The sequence below is a fragment of the Luteolibacter algae genome (assembly GCF_042683045.1).
In the GTDB taxonomy this organism is placed as follows: domain Bacteria; phylum Verrucomicrobiota; class Verrucomicrobiia; order Verrucomicrobiales; family Akkermansiaceae; genus Luteolibacter; species Luteolibacter algae.
The window spans coordinates 248,773-264,507 of the sequence record NZ_JBHUIT010000001.1 but is presented as its reverse complement, the minus strand read 5'-3'; the positions used below and the strand labels follow the sequence as shown (position 1 = coordinate 264,507).

The window sequence follows — 15,735 nt, the reverse complement described above, 5'->3', positions numbered from 1 at the left end:
CCGCCCCTCTCCTTAGACAAACACCAGCCACGTTAGCTCTAGTTTAGAACTGTCCAGAAAATGGGGTCAGGCCAACCTTCCAAACGTCTTTTCAAAAACATCTGCGCTATTTATTCTGAGACGTGCTTATCGCGTTTCACAAACCTTACGGAGTCCTTTGCCAATTCACACCCGACCAGCCCGGACAAAGAACCTTAGCCGAGTTCAATTTTCCGAAAGGCGTATATCCGCTAGGCCGTTTGGATATGGATTCCGAAGGACTACTACTTCTATCAGATGAGCCGGCTTTAAATAATAAGCTACTCGATCCCGAGCATGCGCATGTCCGCATCTATTGGGTTCAGGTCGAAGGTATTCCGGATGAAGCCGATCTACAGAGGCTCTCCAATGGTTCAATCAAAGTTAAGAACCATCTCTGTTTACCTTGCATCGCAAAAATACTCTCCCCCCAGCCGCAAATACCCGAAAGGATCCCGCCCATACGTGTTCGAAAGAATATACCGGATGTGTGGATCCAAATCGAGTTGATAGAGGGAAAAAATCGTCAAGTCAGACGAATGACAGCCGCAGTCGGGCACCCCACTTTACGCCTAATGAGGACCAAAATTGGTAATTTCCAGGATCATAATTTGCTTTCAGGAACCTGGAGAATTTTGACTAAGGCAGATCGGGACCGAATACTGAGTTGATCCGCATACCGAAAAGCTATTCCAAATTTTCCAACCAAGCCTCGAAGAAGCGTTCTTTTGCCATCTTGTCCCTTATCTCGGGCTTTAAACTCATCTCAAAATCCCCTTCAAATTCAGGCCTTTTTCCCAAACGAATCTTGATCTCATGAGGCTTGTCATTTCCTCGTTGAACCAACAGTGATACTTCCTCCAAAGGGTTTCGCGCAGCTATCAATTCCCGGAAGTTCTCCGAGGCCCCCTCTTGATCCCACTTTCTCCTGTTCAACTCTAAAATTAGATCTCCAGGCAGGAGGCCAAATTGGTCAGCGGGACTCTGGGGCACTACAAACAAAACGCGGATCACGACTCTTTTTTCGTCATCTTCTGCTAGTTTAAACCTCTGCTCTGTGAGCTGTATCCCCAAATAACCACTTCCAGAACGTAGATAGCTTCGATCGCTCATCATCTTGAGCACTGTAAGACATCGGTTTCGAACTTCAGGATCATCGGATCCATCTGCCAACGCCTTTACAGCCTTCAAAGCTGGTGTTTTTTCAGTATCGAGCCATGCCGCTAATTTCCTCTCCGCATTTTCTCTTATCCTGAATTCCTCATCGGATAGGCCTAACAGAATATCCTTCGGGACCTCTTCACCATATAAAAAGAGCGTCATGAAATAGAAGATGGCTAAACCGATAGCTCCGTATTTCATGGCGCTCTGGAATTGATTGAACAACCAATTCTGGACGAAATCTGCCAGACTTATTGACCCAACCAGTTTTTCTGAGGAACTTCGATTGTATCGTCCGGTTTCAGTGGCACCCTCATAAACTGCGGGTTTGTCAGGTCGAACACCTGTGTTTTACCATTGCGATACAGTTTAACCCGCTTGAGACTACCAAATTCAGTTGCTCCACCAGCCGCTTGCACTGCCTGATAGATGGTAAGATTGCTGCTATATTTTGCTGGGCCGGGTCGGCGGACTTGCCCCCCAATGTGAACCATTTGCTCGACGAGGGTGTCCCCGCTGGACGCGATCACCTGTATCGTCGGATTCGTGTAAATTTGCGCGGCTCGATAGGCATTCTGTATCGAGGCAGCTAACGTCTCAGGCTGCAACCCGGATGCTCGCACTACTCCGATAAAAGGCATATTGACCGTTCCGCTTTGAGAAACTGGATAGACAGCATCTATCTTTTGTTTTTCCTCAGCGGGAACTCCCATAATCGTAATCTGAACTGCCTGTCCCGACTGGATTTGAGCCATGGTGGGCGTGATCAAGCCTAATATCGCTAGAAACGCTATAAAAATAGATCTTAGGTTCATAATATTGAAAATACAAAGATTGAATAGATAGGATAAGTTCTTGGGGACCTCAATACAAGTCAGATTCTTTGGAAGAGTCGGCACTGGATGAAGCTGACCCCGACCCACTAGCTACTGGAGGTCCGATCTGGGATTCGGCCGGTGCATAATAGGTGTAGTAACTTGTGTAGTATTGATACTGACTGTCACTTCGAACATCGACATTATTGAGAACTACGCCGATGACGTGCCCACCTACGTTCTCAACTGCTTGTTTTACGCGGATAAGCATATTGCGGGGAAGCTTCCGGTGTTGGACAACGATCATCGTAAGATCTGCTTCACTTGCCAGAACCGAAGCGTCACTGACCCCAAGAATCGGAGGGCTGTCGACCAACACCAAGTCAAAGCGCTGTTTCACATCCTGGATCAGCTCTGACATACGTCTTGAGTTAAGAATTCCTGCCGCATCTGCGGGAAGAATACCCGAAGGCATAAAGTAAAGATTATCAACTGGTGTCTGAAGAATAACATCCTCCAGCATAAGCTCGGTCGTCAGAAAGTTCGTCAAACCGACCGAATTGTTGATATCAAAGAATGTATGCAAGCGCGGGCGTCGTAAATCCGCATCGATCATCAATGTTGTGTAGCCACCTTGGGCACAGATGTAAGCCAGGTTCACCAGAGTCGTGGATTTACCCTCTCCAGCACCACCCGAAACCACAGTAATAGCATTGTCCTCGGGATTCTTTCGGTTGAATTCAATATTCGTCCGCAAAATACGGTAAGCTTCCGCATCCGGGCTCATCCCATTTTGTTTATGTAGAACACCGACATCCTTTGGTATAACAGCAAGGACCGGAACCTGGAGGTAACGTTCGACATCTTCCAGGCTTTTTACCGAGGTATCTAGATACTCGAGGAAAAACGCGATTCCCACTCCGAAAATCAAACCTACGACTGCACCCAGCACAAGGTTGAGGGTCACATTAGGACTGACAGGGGACTCGGCAATTACTGGTTTATCATGGACGACAATGGTGTCTTCTGTGATGTTATCATCGATTTCAGCACTAATGAGCTTCAGCTTCATTTGTTCCAGCAGAGCTTGATCAGTCTCGAAGGCTCTTTTGGCATCGTCATAATCCTGTTTGTCGATATTGCCCTCTACCGCCTCTTTCTTAGCCTCCTCTTTTTTGACCTCAGCTTTAGCAAGACGTTCTTTAGCCATCTCCAACTGACCTTCAAGACGAGCCCGGAGGTTGATCACGCCCTCGTCCAGCTGATCCTTCATGGTTGTCAATACTCGCTGGTTGGTAACTACACTGGGATGGCGCTCACCTAATCCGCTTGCCCTCAAACCGTCAATCTGACGCTTGAGTTCAAGATATTGGGGATAGAGTGACTTGATGACGTTATCCGGAAGATCCAATCCTGAAGCATAAATTAACAACTGCTCGCTATCATAACTGAGTAAGCTTTGAATCTGGGACTCAAGCTGCATTTTTTCGCTTTCAATCTTAGAATACTCATTCAAAGAAAAGATTCTATTTTCATCTTCTTCAATTCCACCAGCTCTGGAAAAGTTCCGATCGCCACTATAGACGATATCTTTTGTCCGGCTAATTGTTGTAAGGATCTTTCGATCCTCTTCGACTTTATCCTCCTGATCTCTAACTGCGCGTCTCAATTCGCTAATCCCTTTTTCCAAGCTCTTACTCTCAAGCTCCGTCCTATACTCTTTATAAGACTCGGCAACTTCTTGAGTGATATCACGCGCGTCCTCTTTAACCTGATGACGAACCGTAATCGAAATCAAATCTGTGCCGCGAATATTTTGAGTATTGACGATGTTTTTAAGGATCTGGAGGGCCATTTCCGGGCTAACACCCCATTTATTGTTCAGATCAAGCTTCTCAACGACCCGAGATAAGGAATTCCGGCTCTTAATTTTTTCGAACTCCGTGCCGAAGAATTGAGGAGTCATTGTTGGCATCCTATTTCCTACTACACCATCCAATGGATCAATTGTCCGTCCTCTCGGCTTAACCTCGATCGTCGCGAAACTTTCGTATTTTTTTGGCATTACGTAGGTAATTACCGATGCAGTCATAAATACTAACAAGAGTGTTAAAAGAATCACTCCATAGCGATTTTTAATCACCTGCCAGTAGTCGACGGCGTGTAAAGAAGCTTCGTTTTGCTGTTGGGATGGGTTCATAAAGGACTAGAAATTAAGAGGACACCAAAATACGCTAATAAAAAACTCCCGCAATGCCAAACACTGCGGGAGTCATAAAATTTAAACTAACAGTAAATTTTGTTCTTATCTCTCAAGAGATTCGATCAAAACTCAGCGCGAAGTCCGAGGTTAACGCGGTTACGATCGTAATCGCGGTTTACCAGGTCAGAGTCGGAGTTAGTGAAGTTATATGAGAGAGTTCCATAGAGATACTCGGTAAGCTTCAAGGAAGCGCCAACATAGGCATTCACGAGAGTCTCATCCTTGTCACCCGTTTGGGCTCCGGAGATAACTCCACGCCCATCTTCATAGGATGTATTGATCACATCAACACCACCAAAGATCGAAAGGGAAGGAGAGATCTGATACTCACCGGAAACACCTACACGGAGTGTTAGGCGGCTATCGAATTCAGCAAGACCACTATCAAAGAACGGAAGCCCAGGAACTGACTGAACAGTATCATATACTTCCGCACCGTAGCGAACGAAACCACGAACGCTGAACTGCTGATTGATTTGCGAACGAAGTGTTAGCTCGAGATATGGATTGGTTGAATTATCACCACCATCGACATCGCGGATTTGTGCACCAGCATTTGCAACAAGGATTGTGCTTGGGCTGAAGCGATGCTCGAGACCGACCAGAAGGAACTGATCATTCGAGTCTTGCGCAAGACCATCAGCATCAGTTTGAGAGTAGCGATAGGTAGCAGTTGCAACAGTTTGTGGACTTAGCTGATAACGGAACTGATTGTAAAGCGTCCAAGTAAAACGATCCTGGTTGGCAACATTATCGTAATCAAGACCAGTCAGCTCAAAACCTGTGTAGGTCGCAAAGCGCTCTGTCCACCGGTAACCGAGAGCATTATCTGTCTGCCAGTAAAGATACTCACCCAGTTGACGGGTCGTAGCGAAGCCATATGAGTAATCCGGCTCCAGCTCATATGAAAGGAAGTTGCGACTAGTGAGGCGAAGACGCTCATTGAAACGATGGGTAAGATTCACACCGACACGGGCCTGACCATATGTATCATCGGAACCAGCAGCACTCGGCTCATCAAGATAATAAATCACACCTAAACGGGCATAAACATCCCAAGTTGTCTGAGGAGTAACACTTACAAACGAAAGACCAACATATGGATTCAGAGAGAATGTCTCATCACCATCAGTAGCACCACCAGGAGTAGTATTATCATCCCAGATAGCATTCACACCGACACTCCAAGAGATCGGCACAGATTCCTCCGTATCATTCGGAACATAGTAAAGACCTTTACCATACGCCATCGACGCGGTAAGTGCAGTAATGAGACTGAGTGCAGTTTTGGTTTTCATGAAATTGAATTGGGTGTTTTCTAAAGTATTTACCTTACCGTTATTACAAAGAAGGATTTGGATTGGTCACTTCTGGAACCACATTCACTGGCGCGGAAACTGCACCATTATTGGAGGTGCTTCCGTTACCAGCACCGGAACCGCTATTCATGTCACCACCATTGACAACATCGCCACCAGCAACATCACCCGGAAAATCAAGGGGACTTAGAGCACCATCAGCAGCACCAGCACCGATATTAGCAGCAGCAGCATTAATTTGGACCGCAGCATCCGGCGCCACAGCAGCAGCACACTGAACGATAGTATTAACCTTGCCTGGCGCAGCGTTACCTGCAGCCTCTACAATCGCACCCACAAGATTCTTATCAGCTTTTGCAGCAGCGATTGCACTTTTTACGATATCACACGCACAATCAGGCGACTCAGCAACTTGCTCGGAGACAACATTCAAGACCTCACTTTTGTCATCGGAAATCTTTGAAGACACTGATTTCGCAATAGCGTCGCAGTCTTGCGCCTGAGCACTCACTACACCGAGAGCGGCGATAGCGAGCAGGGATTTTAACGAATTTTTCATATGTTGTCTGGCTGGATGTTTTATTTTTGGAAAGGGAAAATGGAGCGGGCAGCGGGAATCGAACCCGCATGTCTAACTTGGAAGGATAGCGCTTTACCACTAAGCTATGCCCGCTTTGTTGGGGCTACTTATCTGTCAGATCATAGCCACCCTTCAAGCTTTTTTTTGCCATTTTCGCTCCGGGTAACTGTTTTTTTGGCATTTATACTATTTTCACGAAAATTATGTAATGAAATCGTAGATTTCCGTCCGTTTTTTCGACCCGCCCTCGCTATCAAAGTCCACCGATTCGATCGATGAACTCGCCCGGCAACCCGAACCGGTCCGCTAAAATTGCCCCCAATTCCCTGACACCGAAGGTTTCCGTGGCATAGTGCCCGGCGTATAAGAGGGTTAAATCACGGTCTTCAGCTTCTACATACGTCCAATGTGACCCTTCACCAGTTACGAATGCATCGACTCCCAAGTCAGCTACGGCCGCAACCTCCGAAGCAGCACCGCCGGTTATGACGACAACTTCCCGGATTATTTCACGACTACTTTCGCAAATAACAATTTCCCGCCCCACCGCTCCAGCGACAGCAGCCTTCAGCTCGGCAGAACTCCTATCCCAAACCCCGCACACACCCGTTGGCCAACCTTTTTTGTGCAAAACCGTACGCACTTCCCGCAGACCAATCGCTTTGGCCAAAAGGATATTATTACCGAAGGTCGGATGCATATCGAGAGGCAAATGAGTGGAATAGATTGCCAGATCCGCATTTATTGCGGCTTTGATCTTCCCAAAGCGAGGTCCGGTTATCGGCTGAGCGCCCTGCCAAAACAATCCATGATGCACCAGAAGCAGGGCACCCGGTGTTTTAGCAGCTTCTTCAATTACTGCCAATGAGGCATCTACGGCGGAAATTACTTTGGTTATCCTTCCTGAGTTCTGAAGTTGCAGTCCATTGAGAGCACCCGGGTAGTCCTGAATTTCTGAGGTTCTTAGCTCTGCATCCAAGAAGCCGACTATTTCGCTTAGTATCGCCATTCCCCGATACTAATCATGCCGACTCCAACTGACAACGCCTTCGGCAAAACCGACCTCTTTTCCGTCTATAAAATCCTGGAGATCCTTACCTATTTCCGCCTCCCATAGAACCTCCCGCCCTGCCCATCCAAGCGACAATTTTGCAGCGTGCAGTGCTTGGCGAGGCAACAATAGTTTTTGGGACAACCTTTCGTTCCAGCCATTCTCCATCCATTCAAGATACTCTTCACCGGATCCGCCATAGAGCTTGTCTCCCACGATCGGATGGCCCGAATGCGCCAGATGCACTCGTATTTGGTGCATACGTCCGGTTAACGGGAAACATCTGACCACCGCATATTGCTCATCCTGACGCTCAAACCGCTTCTCTACCACAAACCTAGTAGAACATTCTTTTCCGCGGCTACTTACGATTTGCTTTACCCAAATGTTACTGGCACCGACTTCAGTTGCACGGCAGATCGATCCATTCTCCACCCAGGACTCCCGGTCAGGCCAACCGGCGACGATGGCTAAATATTCCTTCTTTGCCTCGCGCCTCTCAAAAATCATCCCTAACTCCCTGGCCGCAGCGGTATGTTTTGCGACCAGAACCAATCCGCTAGTCTCCCGATCCAAGCGCGTCACGATCCCGAGACATGCTCCATTTTCAATCTCATACGTGTAAAGACGCTCCAATCCACCCAGCAAAGTGGGCTCCGGCTTGTTGTTTGCCGGGTGGACAATCAGAGGAGCAGGCTTATTCACCACCACCCAGTCCGCAGTCTCATCAACCACTTTGAAATCCACGATAACCTGCAAGCTCATATGATATTTACCAGATTACGCCACCCTGTAAAAAAAGCACGCCGGAAACCCGCATATACGAGTTCCCGGCGTGGATCAAATTGCTTGCCCTAGAAGGACCAGGGGAAAACCCCCAATATACTAGGACTTGTAGCGGAGACGCTTTTTATGGCGGTTCTGCTTCATGCGCTTTTTGCGCTTGTGCTTGTTGATCTTTGTTTTACGGCGTTTCTTAATAGAGCCCATGGTATTATACGGGGTTGTGGTTCAATGAAAACGGATTAAGGGACGAGTTTGTTAAGAGGATATTCGATGATTCCTTCAGCGCCCAAGTTCTTGAGATCAGGGATCATGTCTCTTACGAGAATCTCGTCAATGACGGTTTCAACAGCGACCCAGCCCTCCTCGGAAAGCTTGGAAACTGTCGGGCGACGCAGCGATGGAAGTTTTTCCAGCAGCTCGTTAAGTCTGTCAGCAGGAAGGTTCATTTTCAGACCTACCTTGTCTCTTGCGCAGATGGCTGATTTCAGAAGCATGGAAATGCGCTCCATTTTTTCGCGCTTCCATGCATCCGCAGCTGCAGCAGGATTTGAGTAAAAGTGAGGGAACGACGTCAGAAGAGTGTCGACGATCCGTAGACGGTTTGCCTTCAGGGAGGATCCGGTTTCGGTGACATCCACGATAGCATCCACCAGATCAGGCACTTTCACCTCAGTCGCACCCCAGGAAAATTCTACCTCGGCTTTAATACCGAGTTTATCTAGATAGCGCTGGGTAATACCCACACCTTCTGTGGCGATGCGCTTACCTTCGAGATCTTGTGGAGTTTTGATTGGTGAGTCTTCGGGAACCACTAGCACCCAACGTGTCGGTCTAACTGTCGCCCGGGAATATGGGAGCTCTGCCAAATCGACGAGGCTGGTCCCACCTTCGGACGCCCAATCGAGGCCGGTGATACCGCAATCGATGAAGCCTTGGCCGAGGTAACGACCGATTTCCTGGGCCCGAATCAAATAGATATCCAACTCAGGATCGTTCGATGCCGGTCGGTAGCCGCGGGATGAAACATAGATTTCATAACCTGCTTTTGCAAAAAGCTCGATGGTCGGCTCTTGCAAGCTGCCTTTCGGGATGGCGATCTTGAGTGAATTGGACATTTCTAAAATAAAGCCACACTGGTCGTGGGGGCGGTGTTTTTAATCGCGATTGGAGAGGAATCAAGCCAAGTTTCAGGAAAAAGCCCCATTTTTTTACTTAATCGGCCGTAAAATTCACTTTTAGTTCAAATAGATCGCGACGGCGATCCATTAGCGGAGTCACCGATCCCGCTTCTCTGGAACGATAAAGATCCTTCACATCAAGATCTGTGACCAACATGGTTTCCACATTCGGATCTGCTTCCGCTTGTATGCCATCGCGCGCGAATTCAAAATCAGAAGGGGTAAAAACCGCCGCTCTTCCATAATGGATGTCCATTGCCGGCACGTCCGGCAAATTCCCGACCACACCGGAGGTCACCACATAAATCTGGTTTTCGATCGCACGGGCTGCCGCACATTTGCTCACCCGCAGATAACCTTGGCGATTATCGGTGCAATAAGGCACGAAAAGAATCTCTACGCCCTGCTCGGCCAAATACCTTGCGGCCTCCGGAAACTCCACATCATAACAGATTAGAATCCCGATTTTTGCCTTTGGCGTCTGTATCACGTGCAGCTGGTTTCCCCCGGTGATTCCCCACCAGGTCGTTTCACTCGGAGTAATGTGTAGTTTTGGCTGTGAAACGTATGATCCATCGGGACGGAATAGCATCGCTTCGTTTTGCAACCTCCCATCATCTTGCAGAACCGGATGCGAGCCAGCGATGAGATGCAAGCCTTGCTCACGCGCCAGCGTGGACATCAGTTCGCGGAACTTGGGTGTAAGGCTTGCCAGTTTCCGAATTCCATCCCGCGAGGAATATGGCTCCATGGCAGAAAGCAGCTGCACTGAGAAAAACTCGGGAAAAAGCACGTAATCCACACCGTAGTCTTCACCTGCCGTCTCGACAAAATATCTGACTTGAGCTGCAAACTCGTCAAAATCAGCGATTTTCCGCATTTGGTATTGGACACATGCCACCCGCACCTTGCGATCCTCTCCCTCGTGCCGATTATAGTCAGGATTGAGCCATTCGATAAGAGTCGCGTAATTCATGCTCCGCGGATCACGGATGTAGTTAGACATCACATCCCTCACCACAAACCCTTCCTTGAGCTGGAAACCCATCACAGGATCTTTAACCAATCCATCCTGCACCGCGTGGACATATTCTTCAGGGGAATACTTATCTTTATAATTTTCATAATTCCACAGGCGTCCCCCGGCGAGGATCCGTCGAAGATTGAGCCGCCTGCAGAGATCCCGCCGCAGTTCATACAGCACCGCGCCGATGCCTTGCCCGCGTTCTGCAACGTCCACGTAAATCTCCGCGCCATACAAGGTATCCCCCTGTGGGTCATGATTGAAAAAATAACCGTCATCGGTAATTCCATAATAGGAGTGATGCCGGAGAGGGTCCCGCCCCATGGTCACGATTAGACTCGATGACACGCCGACGATTTTTTCATTTTTTGTAATGATCACCTGCCCGTCCTCGAACATTTGGAGGTGGGATTCCAATTGATCGACGCGCCATGCACCGTCCTCCTCCAAAGTAGAAGGAAAGCAGGTCTTATGTAACTCGATCATCTCGTCGAAATCGTCTTCACGTGGAGTTCTAGCCACATACTTTACTCCATTGATCACATACTCTCTCGGTTCCATTTGCTCGAGACTTCACCATCCAAAGATGCAAATCAATCACCACGTAAAAAACTTGAGGGTTCATTCCGGATCAGGACTCCCGGCAGACTCCAGAAACGGAATCAGGGGAATCAGGGGAATCAGGGGAATCAGGGGAATCAGGGGAATCAGGGGAATCAGGGGAATCAGGGGAATCAGGGGAATCAGGGGAATCAGGGGAATCAGGGGAATCAGGGGAATCAGGGGAATCAGACCGCCAAGGGACAAGGATTGACCTTTTCACCTCATGATATTTTGCTAGCTCCCCTTTTCCGCAGTCCCGAGGTGATCCCGGATTTTGGCGCCGCCTGCTTTGCTGGCTCTCTTTTAAAATCGATTGTGAAAAAATTCACAATCCACTTGAGCCTTGCGGTGCTTCACACCATCTTGCCCACCGAACCGAGCACCGTCATGGAAAGCACCGACACTACTTCAACCTTCGCAGCCTACGATTCCAAAATCGAGGGCAACATCATCTTCACACGTGTCGATGCCGCCATCAACTGGATGCGCAAAAACTCTCTGTGGCCGATGCCGATGGGCCTTGCTTGCTGCGCCATCGAGCTCATGGCCACGGCATCCTCCCGTTTCGATATCTCCCGCTTCGGAATGGAAGTGATGCGCTTCTCCCCGCGCCAAGCGGATGTGATGATCGTCGCGGGCACCGTGACCTACAAGATGGCATTGGCAGTAAAACGGGTGTGGGATCAGATGCCGGAGCCGAAATGGTGCATTGCCATGGGCGCCTGCGCTTCCTCCGGCGGAATGTATCGCTCATACGCGGTTCTCCAAGGCATCGACAATCTCATCCCCGTCGATGTCTATATCTCCGGCTGTCCTCCCCGCCCTGAGGCACTCATCGAGGGACTCATGAAGCTTCAGGAAAAAATCGAAAAAGAGCATTCCACGGAAGATCAGAAACGCAGTTTCATCGAAGAACACGCCTAACCATTCCTTTCTCCCATGTCCGCAGTCAAAGAAAACGTCGTCGCGACAAGCGACATCCCTGCCCTTCGCAAAGCACTTGGAGAAGGAATTCTCTCGGAAGTGGAATTCCGCGGAGAGCACACTCTGTTATTGTCTCTCTCAGCTCTCACGGAGGCCTTTAAGACCTGTAAGGAAACTCTCAATTATGAATTGCTTCTAGACGTCTCCTCCGTGGATCACTTCGGGGAAGACCCCCGGTTCGAAGTGCTATATGAGCTGGCATCTCTGGATGATAGCCGTCACCTCAGGCTGAAGGTCAAAGTCTCAGAAGATGAATCCGTCCCAAGTGCCGTGGGCTTTTGGAAAGCAGCGGATTGGCATGAGCGGGAGGTTTGGGATATGATGGGTATTCCGTTTTCCGATCACCCTAATCTAAAGCGAATCCTTATGTGGGAAGGCTATCCTTATTACCCGCTTCGTAAGGACTTCCCTCTTGCCGGACGACCAACGAACATGCCCGATGTGGCATCCACCGGAATTGCTCCACTGGAAGGCGGACCGTTTGTTACATGCCCGACAACGGCGGACAACGCGCGACGCGAGCCTCGGGCCCGCCCCCAACAGTAGGCGGATATCCGTCATAGCCCGCAGACAAACCGGCGGTAGAAAGTCTTTCTTGAAGTTTAACTTTGAGAACCGACCCTTGAGTCATGATTCCGCCTGCCCCTCCCAAGACTTTGTTGATGTTGGGATCGTCTGCCGGGCGTTTGGGTAGAGCGTTTCGGCAGCTCAGGAGATCGACAGTTTCGTGGCAGTTTTTGAGAATTCTTTTAATTTGCCAGGCAATCCCCTTTTTCTGGAACAAAATTCTTCCAAATGCCGGGTATTTACCGGACAAGCTGTATCAGGCTCAAATCCTGTTTGGCCTGAACCTTCAAAGCTTTCTATCGGGTGAAATTTGGCAAATTTTCTCCTACGGTTTGATTCACGGAAACTGGACACATTTGCTGATCAATTCCGCCACCATCCTTCTCCTGGGTTCGAAAGTGGAGTATATTCTTGGAAAGCGAAGCTATCGGTTGCTCACGGGGCTTTCAATCCTAGCCGGAGGTGGTTTATTCATCGCCCAGTCTTGGTTTAGCAAAGACCAGGAAACGCTCGTCGGCGCGTCTGCGGTAACATTCAGCTATCTGGCACTACTCGTCACATTATCGCCGGAATCCCGATTTCTCCCCTTGTTCATCAGCGGCAAAACCATAGGGATTTGTATGATTGTAGCGAATCTCAGTCTTGTCCTAATCAATCCTATCCTAGAGTTAGGAATTTTTTCGCAGGTGGGTCGGTTCCTGGTCAACTTGGGTTTCGGGGATCTGTTCAAAGTGAGCCATTCCTGCCATTTGGGAGGCACCCTTGTCGGATACACGTTCGGAAAGTTCATTCTGCGTCCCCGTATCACTCTGCTCGGCCTGCAACGTGCCCGCGAGCGCCAGGAACGGTATAAAGCGCAATAAACTTGCAGGTGTGGCTGGATCCCACCACACAAAAAACGGGATGATCCGCGTGGATCATCCCGTTCTGAAATCGACTGCGCTTAGAGCTTAATACTCGTAGTTCAGATAGAAGTTAAACTGACCACCTTTGTCAGCATCATCATCAGGAGAGCTGACTGGCACAGCATAATCGAGTGCCAGCGGGATAGGACTGATTGGCAGCTTGATACGAACACCAAGACCAATATCGCTGTACACGTCCTCAGGGGAAATATCCCATGATCCGGAATTCACAAAGCCAACATCATAAAACACAGCACCCCGCACCGTCTCGATGATTGGAACCGTATATTCGAAGCTTGCGAATGCCAATGACTGGCCACCGAGGACTTCATCGACGGAATTGACACGGTCGCCACCAATATCACGGAATTCGAAACCACGCAGCGTGCGTCCGCCACCAAGGAACATACGTTCGAAGATCGGCACATCACCATTGAGTGCATCCACAAAAGCGATTTCACCATTTACTGAGAGAATCGTGTCCCACTTAAGGTTCCAGTATTTCGCACCTTGTGCGGAAAAGGTGACCGTATCGACATCGCCGCCGAAGATTCCCCCTGCCAAAGCAAGAGAGACATCAAAACGTTCGCCAGAACGTGGTGTGATGGTGCTATCGCGATTATCGTAAAGATAGTTCATCGTTACAGCACTACGGATGAAGTCACCGTCCTCCTTGAGGAAACGTGGGTCTGAGCCGCTTTCGACATCGATCCCAATTTGCTCAAGACGATATTCCAGTTTCAGGGAAGATTTGTCAGTAAGAGGCTTTCTCAGGAAGATCGACCCTCCGACGTTGGTCTGCTCATAAACATCGCTGTAGTAGTCAGACTGACGGTAGAAAAGCTCACCGCCAAGGGATAGCTGACGATCCATGAACCATGGCTCCACAAGAGAAACGCTGAATTCGCTCCGCTCGGAACCAAGGCGAACATTCATCGCAAAACGCTGACCACCACCTGTGAAATTCCACGGATTCGTGATATCGAAGTTTGATTGCTCAAGAGTCAGGAAACCCACTACATTGTCAATCGAGCTGAAACCAAGACCCACACCCACGGATCCGGTGTTGCGCTCCTCGACGAGGATATCGATATCCCGGTAACCGCTGCCACCCGGCGTGCCGGTTGCTTGAACATCCCCGAAGTATTGAAGGTTCTCCAAGCGGGCTTTGGTTGTTTCAAGCTCAACGGTATTGAACCAGTCGCCAGGTTTGAGCGGAACCTCGCGGCGGATCACCTTATCCTTGGTTTTCGTGTTACCCTGGATATTCACGCGGCCCACCTTGTAGCGGGATCCTTCGGTGATGATGTATTTGATATTTACGCGGTTGGGGCCTGCGTCCTTGATATCGGGTGTAACCACCGCATCCGCATAACCGCGGGAACCATAGAAGCTACGGATCGTCTTGATGTCATCCCGCATTTTTTTTGAGGAATAGGCATCATTTCCATTCAAGGTCATGGACGGATAAAGCTCTTCCGGTTTGAAAACCCGCATCGGTCCGAAGCTAACACCGGCGACGGTGTATTTATCTCCCTCGTTGATCGGAATGACCAGGTCTACCCGGCCATCGCCCACCGGATCGCGGCGGATACCCGGACTGCTGGCGCGAAGGTAGCCTTTGCTGCGGTAGTAATCGAGAACCGCATCGAGATCGTTGTCGAGCTGGTCGGACTCAAAACGCCCGGATTTCGTCAGCCATGAAAACCATCCTTTTTCTTTTGTTTTCATCTCCTTCTTGAGCTCGGGAGTGGTGAAAACCGTATTTCCTTCGAACCGAATTTTACGAACTTCATTCTTCGCTCCCTCGTCGATCACGAAGATCAGATCGGAAAGACCTGCCTGGCCAGTCGCTTGGGTGCGATGGGAAACCAAAACATCCGGATAACCGTAACCTTGATAATATTCCTCGATGTTCCGCCGGGCTTCGAGAATTTCCGCATCACTCATTGAGCCGCCGGATTTCAATTTTGTCTCCTTGGCCAGTTTTTGATCTGAGAAAATAGTATTCCCCACGAAACCAACACCGTTGATTGCCGGGCGGGTGAGGACATCTGCAATCACACGCACGCCACTACCGACTGGCTCTGCAAGAAAACGGACATCGTCAATCAGGCCAGACTCAAAAAGCGTTTTGATATCGTTATCCAAACGTTCCGCACGATATTGCGTCCCGGCTTTTGTAGACATGAGATTGCGCAACCGAGCCTCATCAACCGTCTTTGCACCGCGGTATCTAATAGCGACTTCCGAAATATTTTTGCCCTCAAAATCCTGAGCCTTCAATTGGCCCGTGAATGCAGTGATAAAGACCAAAGCCATGAGAGCCAAGCGACTCAAGAGCCATCCGCGACCCGGTAGTAAAAATTTTGAGGAAGTCATAATGAAATTGATGTCGCACAGATAAAGCCTGCCCCATGGCCTCTGCGTCAAGACCAATAGCGCGTAAATACCTCAGGTAATTACTGTAATTACAAGTAT

General features: G+C 49.1%; 15 protein-coding genes and 1 tRNA gene. 4 read left to right on the top strand and 12 right to left on the bottom strand.

Features of this window, described 5'->3' with window-relative positions:
• Positions 1-122: 122 nt before the first annotated feature.
• Positions 123-689 carry a pseudouridine synthase gene (locus tag ACFSSA_RS01290; protein WP_386817955.1) on the top strand — a complete coding sequence of 189 codons (567 nt, stop codon included), beginning with the start codon at positions 123-125 and terminating at the stop codon, positions 687-689.
• A gap of 16 nt (positions 690-705) precedes the next feature.
• Here the strand turns inward: ACFSSA_RS01290 and ACFSSA_RS01285 are convergent, their stop codons facing one another.
• From ACFSSA_RS01285 to ACFSSA_RS01235, 11 genes are all read right to left on the bottom strand, one after another.
• Positions 706-1,380, bottom strand: coding sequence for a PDZ domain-containing protein (locus tag ACFSSA_RS01285; protein WP_386817954.1), 675 nt, complete (start codon positions 1,378-1,380; stop codon positions 706-708).
• Between the two features lie 50 nt (positions 1,381-1,430).
• Positions 1,431-1,994 carry a polysaccharide biosynthesis/export family protein gene (locus ACFSSA_RS01280; protein ID WP_386817953.1) on the bottom strand — a complete coding sequence of 188 codons (564 nt, stop codon included), beginning with the start codon at positions 1,992-1,994 and terminating at the stop codon, positions 1,431-1,433.
• A gap of 49 nt (positions 1,995-2,043) precedes the next feature.
• On the bottom strand, positions 2,044-4,194 hold the full coding sequence (locus ACFSSA_RS01275; RefSeq protein ID WP_386817952.1) for a GumC family protein: 2,151 nt from the start codon (positions 4,192-4,194) through the stop codon (positions 2,044-2,046).
• A 125-nt stretch (positions 4,195-4,319) separates the two neighbouring features.
• Positions 4,320-5,555 (bottom strand): hypothetical protein, encoded by a 1,236-nt coding sequence (locus ACFSSA_RS01270; RefSeq protein ID WP_386817951.1) that lies wholly within the window; start codon positions 5,553-5,555, stop codon positions 4,320-4,322.
• 43 nt (positions 5,556-5,598) lie between these two features.
• A complete protein-coding gene (locus ACFSSA_RS01265; protein ID WP_386817950.1) occupies positions 5,599-6,135 on the bottom strand; it encodes a hypothetical protein in 537 nt (178 codons plus the stop codon).
• Between the two features lie 40 nt (positions 6,136-6,175).
• A tRNA-Gly gene (locus ACFSSA_RS01260) sits at positions 6,176-6,249 on the bottom strand.
• Positions 6,250-6,409: 160 nt separating this feature from the next.
• Positions 6,410-7,165 carry a Nif3-like dinuclear metal center hexameric protein gene (locus ACFSSA_RS01255; protein ID WP_386817949.1) on the bottom strand — a complete coding sequence of 252 codons (756 nt, stop codon included), beginning with the start codon at positions 7,163-7,165 and terminating at the stop codon, positions 6,410-6,412.
• Between the two features lie 9 nt (positions 7,166-7,174).
• A complete protein-coding gene (locus ACFSSA_RS01250; protein ID WP_386817948.1) occupies positions 7,175-7,972 on the bottom strand; it encodes an RluA family pseudouridine synthase in 798 nt (265 codons plus the stop codon).
• A gap of 120 nt (positions 7,973-8,092) precedes the next feature.
• Positions 8,093-8,197, bottom strand: coding sequence for an AURKAIP1/COX24 domain-containing protein (locus ACFSSA_RS01245; protein WP_200267957.1), 105 nt, complete (start codon positions 8,195-8,197; stop codon positions 8,093-8,095).
• A gap of 35 nt (positions 8,198-8,232) precedes the next feature.
• Positions 8,233-9,108: an ATP phosphoribosyltransferase gene (hisG, locus tag ACFSSA_RS01240; RefSeq protein WP_386817947.1), complete on the bottom strand. Its 876-nt coding sequence runs from the start codon at positions 9,106-9,108 to the stop codon at positions 8,233-8,235.
• A gap of 97 nt (positions 9,109-9,205) precedes the next feature.
• Positions 9,206-10,756 (bottom strand): carbon-nitrogen hydrolase family protein, encoded by a 1,551-nt coding sequence (locus ACFSSA_RS01235; protein ID WP_386817946.1) that lies wholly within the window; start codon positions 10,754-10,756, stop codon positions 9,206-9,208.
• 429 nt (positions 10,757-11,185) lie between these two features.
• Here ACFSSA_RS01235 and nuoB point away from each other — a divergent pair, with 429 nt between their 5' ends.
• The 3 genes from nuoB (at position 11,186) to ACFSSA_RS01220 (ending at position 13,212) form a co-directional block, all read left to right on the top strand.
• A complete protein-coding gene (gene nuoB, locus ACFSSA_RS01230; protein WP_386817957.1) occupies positions 11,186-11,722 on the top strand; it encodes an NADH-quinone oxidoreductase subunit NuoB in 537 nt (178 codons plus the stop codon).
• Positions 11,723-11,737: 15 nt separating this feature from the next.
• A complete protein-coding gene (locus tag ACFSSA_RS01225; RefSeq protein ID WP_386817945.1) occupies positions 11,738-12,328 on the top strand; it encodes an NADH-quinone oxidoreductase subunit C in 591 nt (196 codons plus the stop codon).
• A gap of 191 nt (positions 12,329-12,519) precedes the next feature.
• Positions 12,520-13,212 (top strand): rhomboid family intramembrane serine protease, encoded by a 693-nt coding sequence (locus tag ACFSSA_RS01220; RefSeq protein ID WP_386817944.1) that lies wholly within the window; start codon positions 12,520-12,522, stop codon positions 13,210-13,212.
• 87 nt (positions 13,213-13,299) lie between these two features.
• On the opposite strand, the gene bamA is transcribed toward ACFSSA_RS01220, so the two are convergent.
• A complete protein-coding gene (gene bamA / locus ACFSSA_RS01215; protein ID WP_386817943.1) occupies positions 13,300-15,636 on the bottom strand; it encodes an outer membrane protein assembly factor BamA in 2,337 nt (778 codons plus the stop codon).
• Positions 15,637-15,735 lie beyond the last annotated feature (99 nt).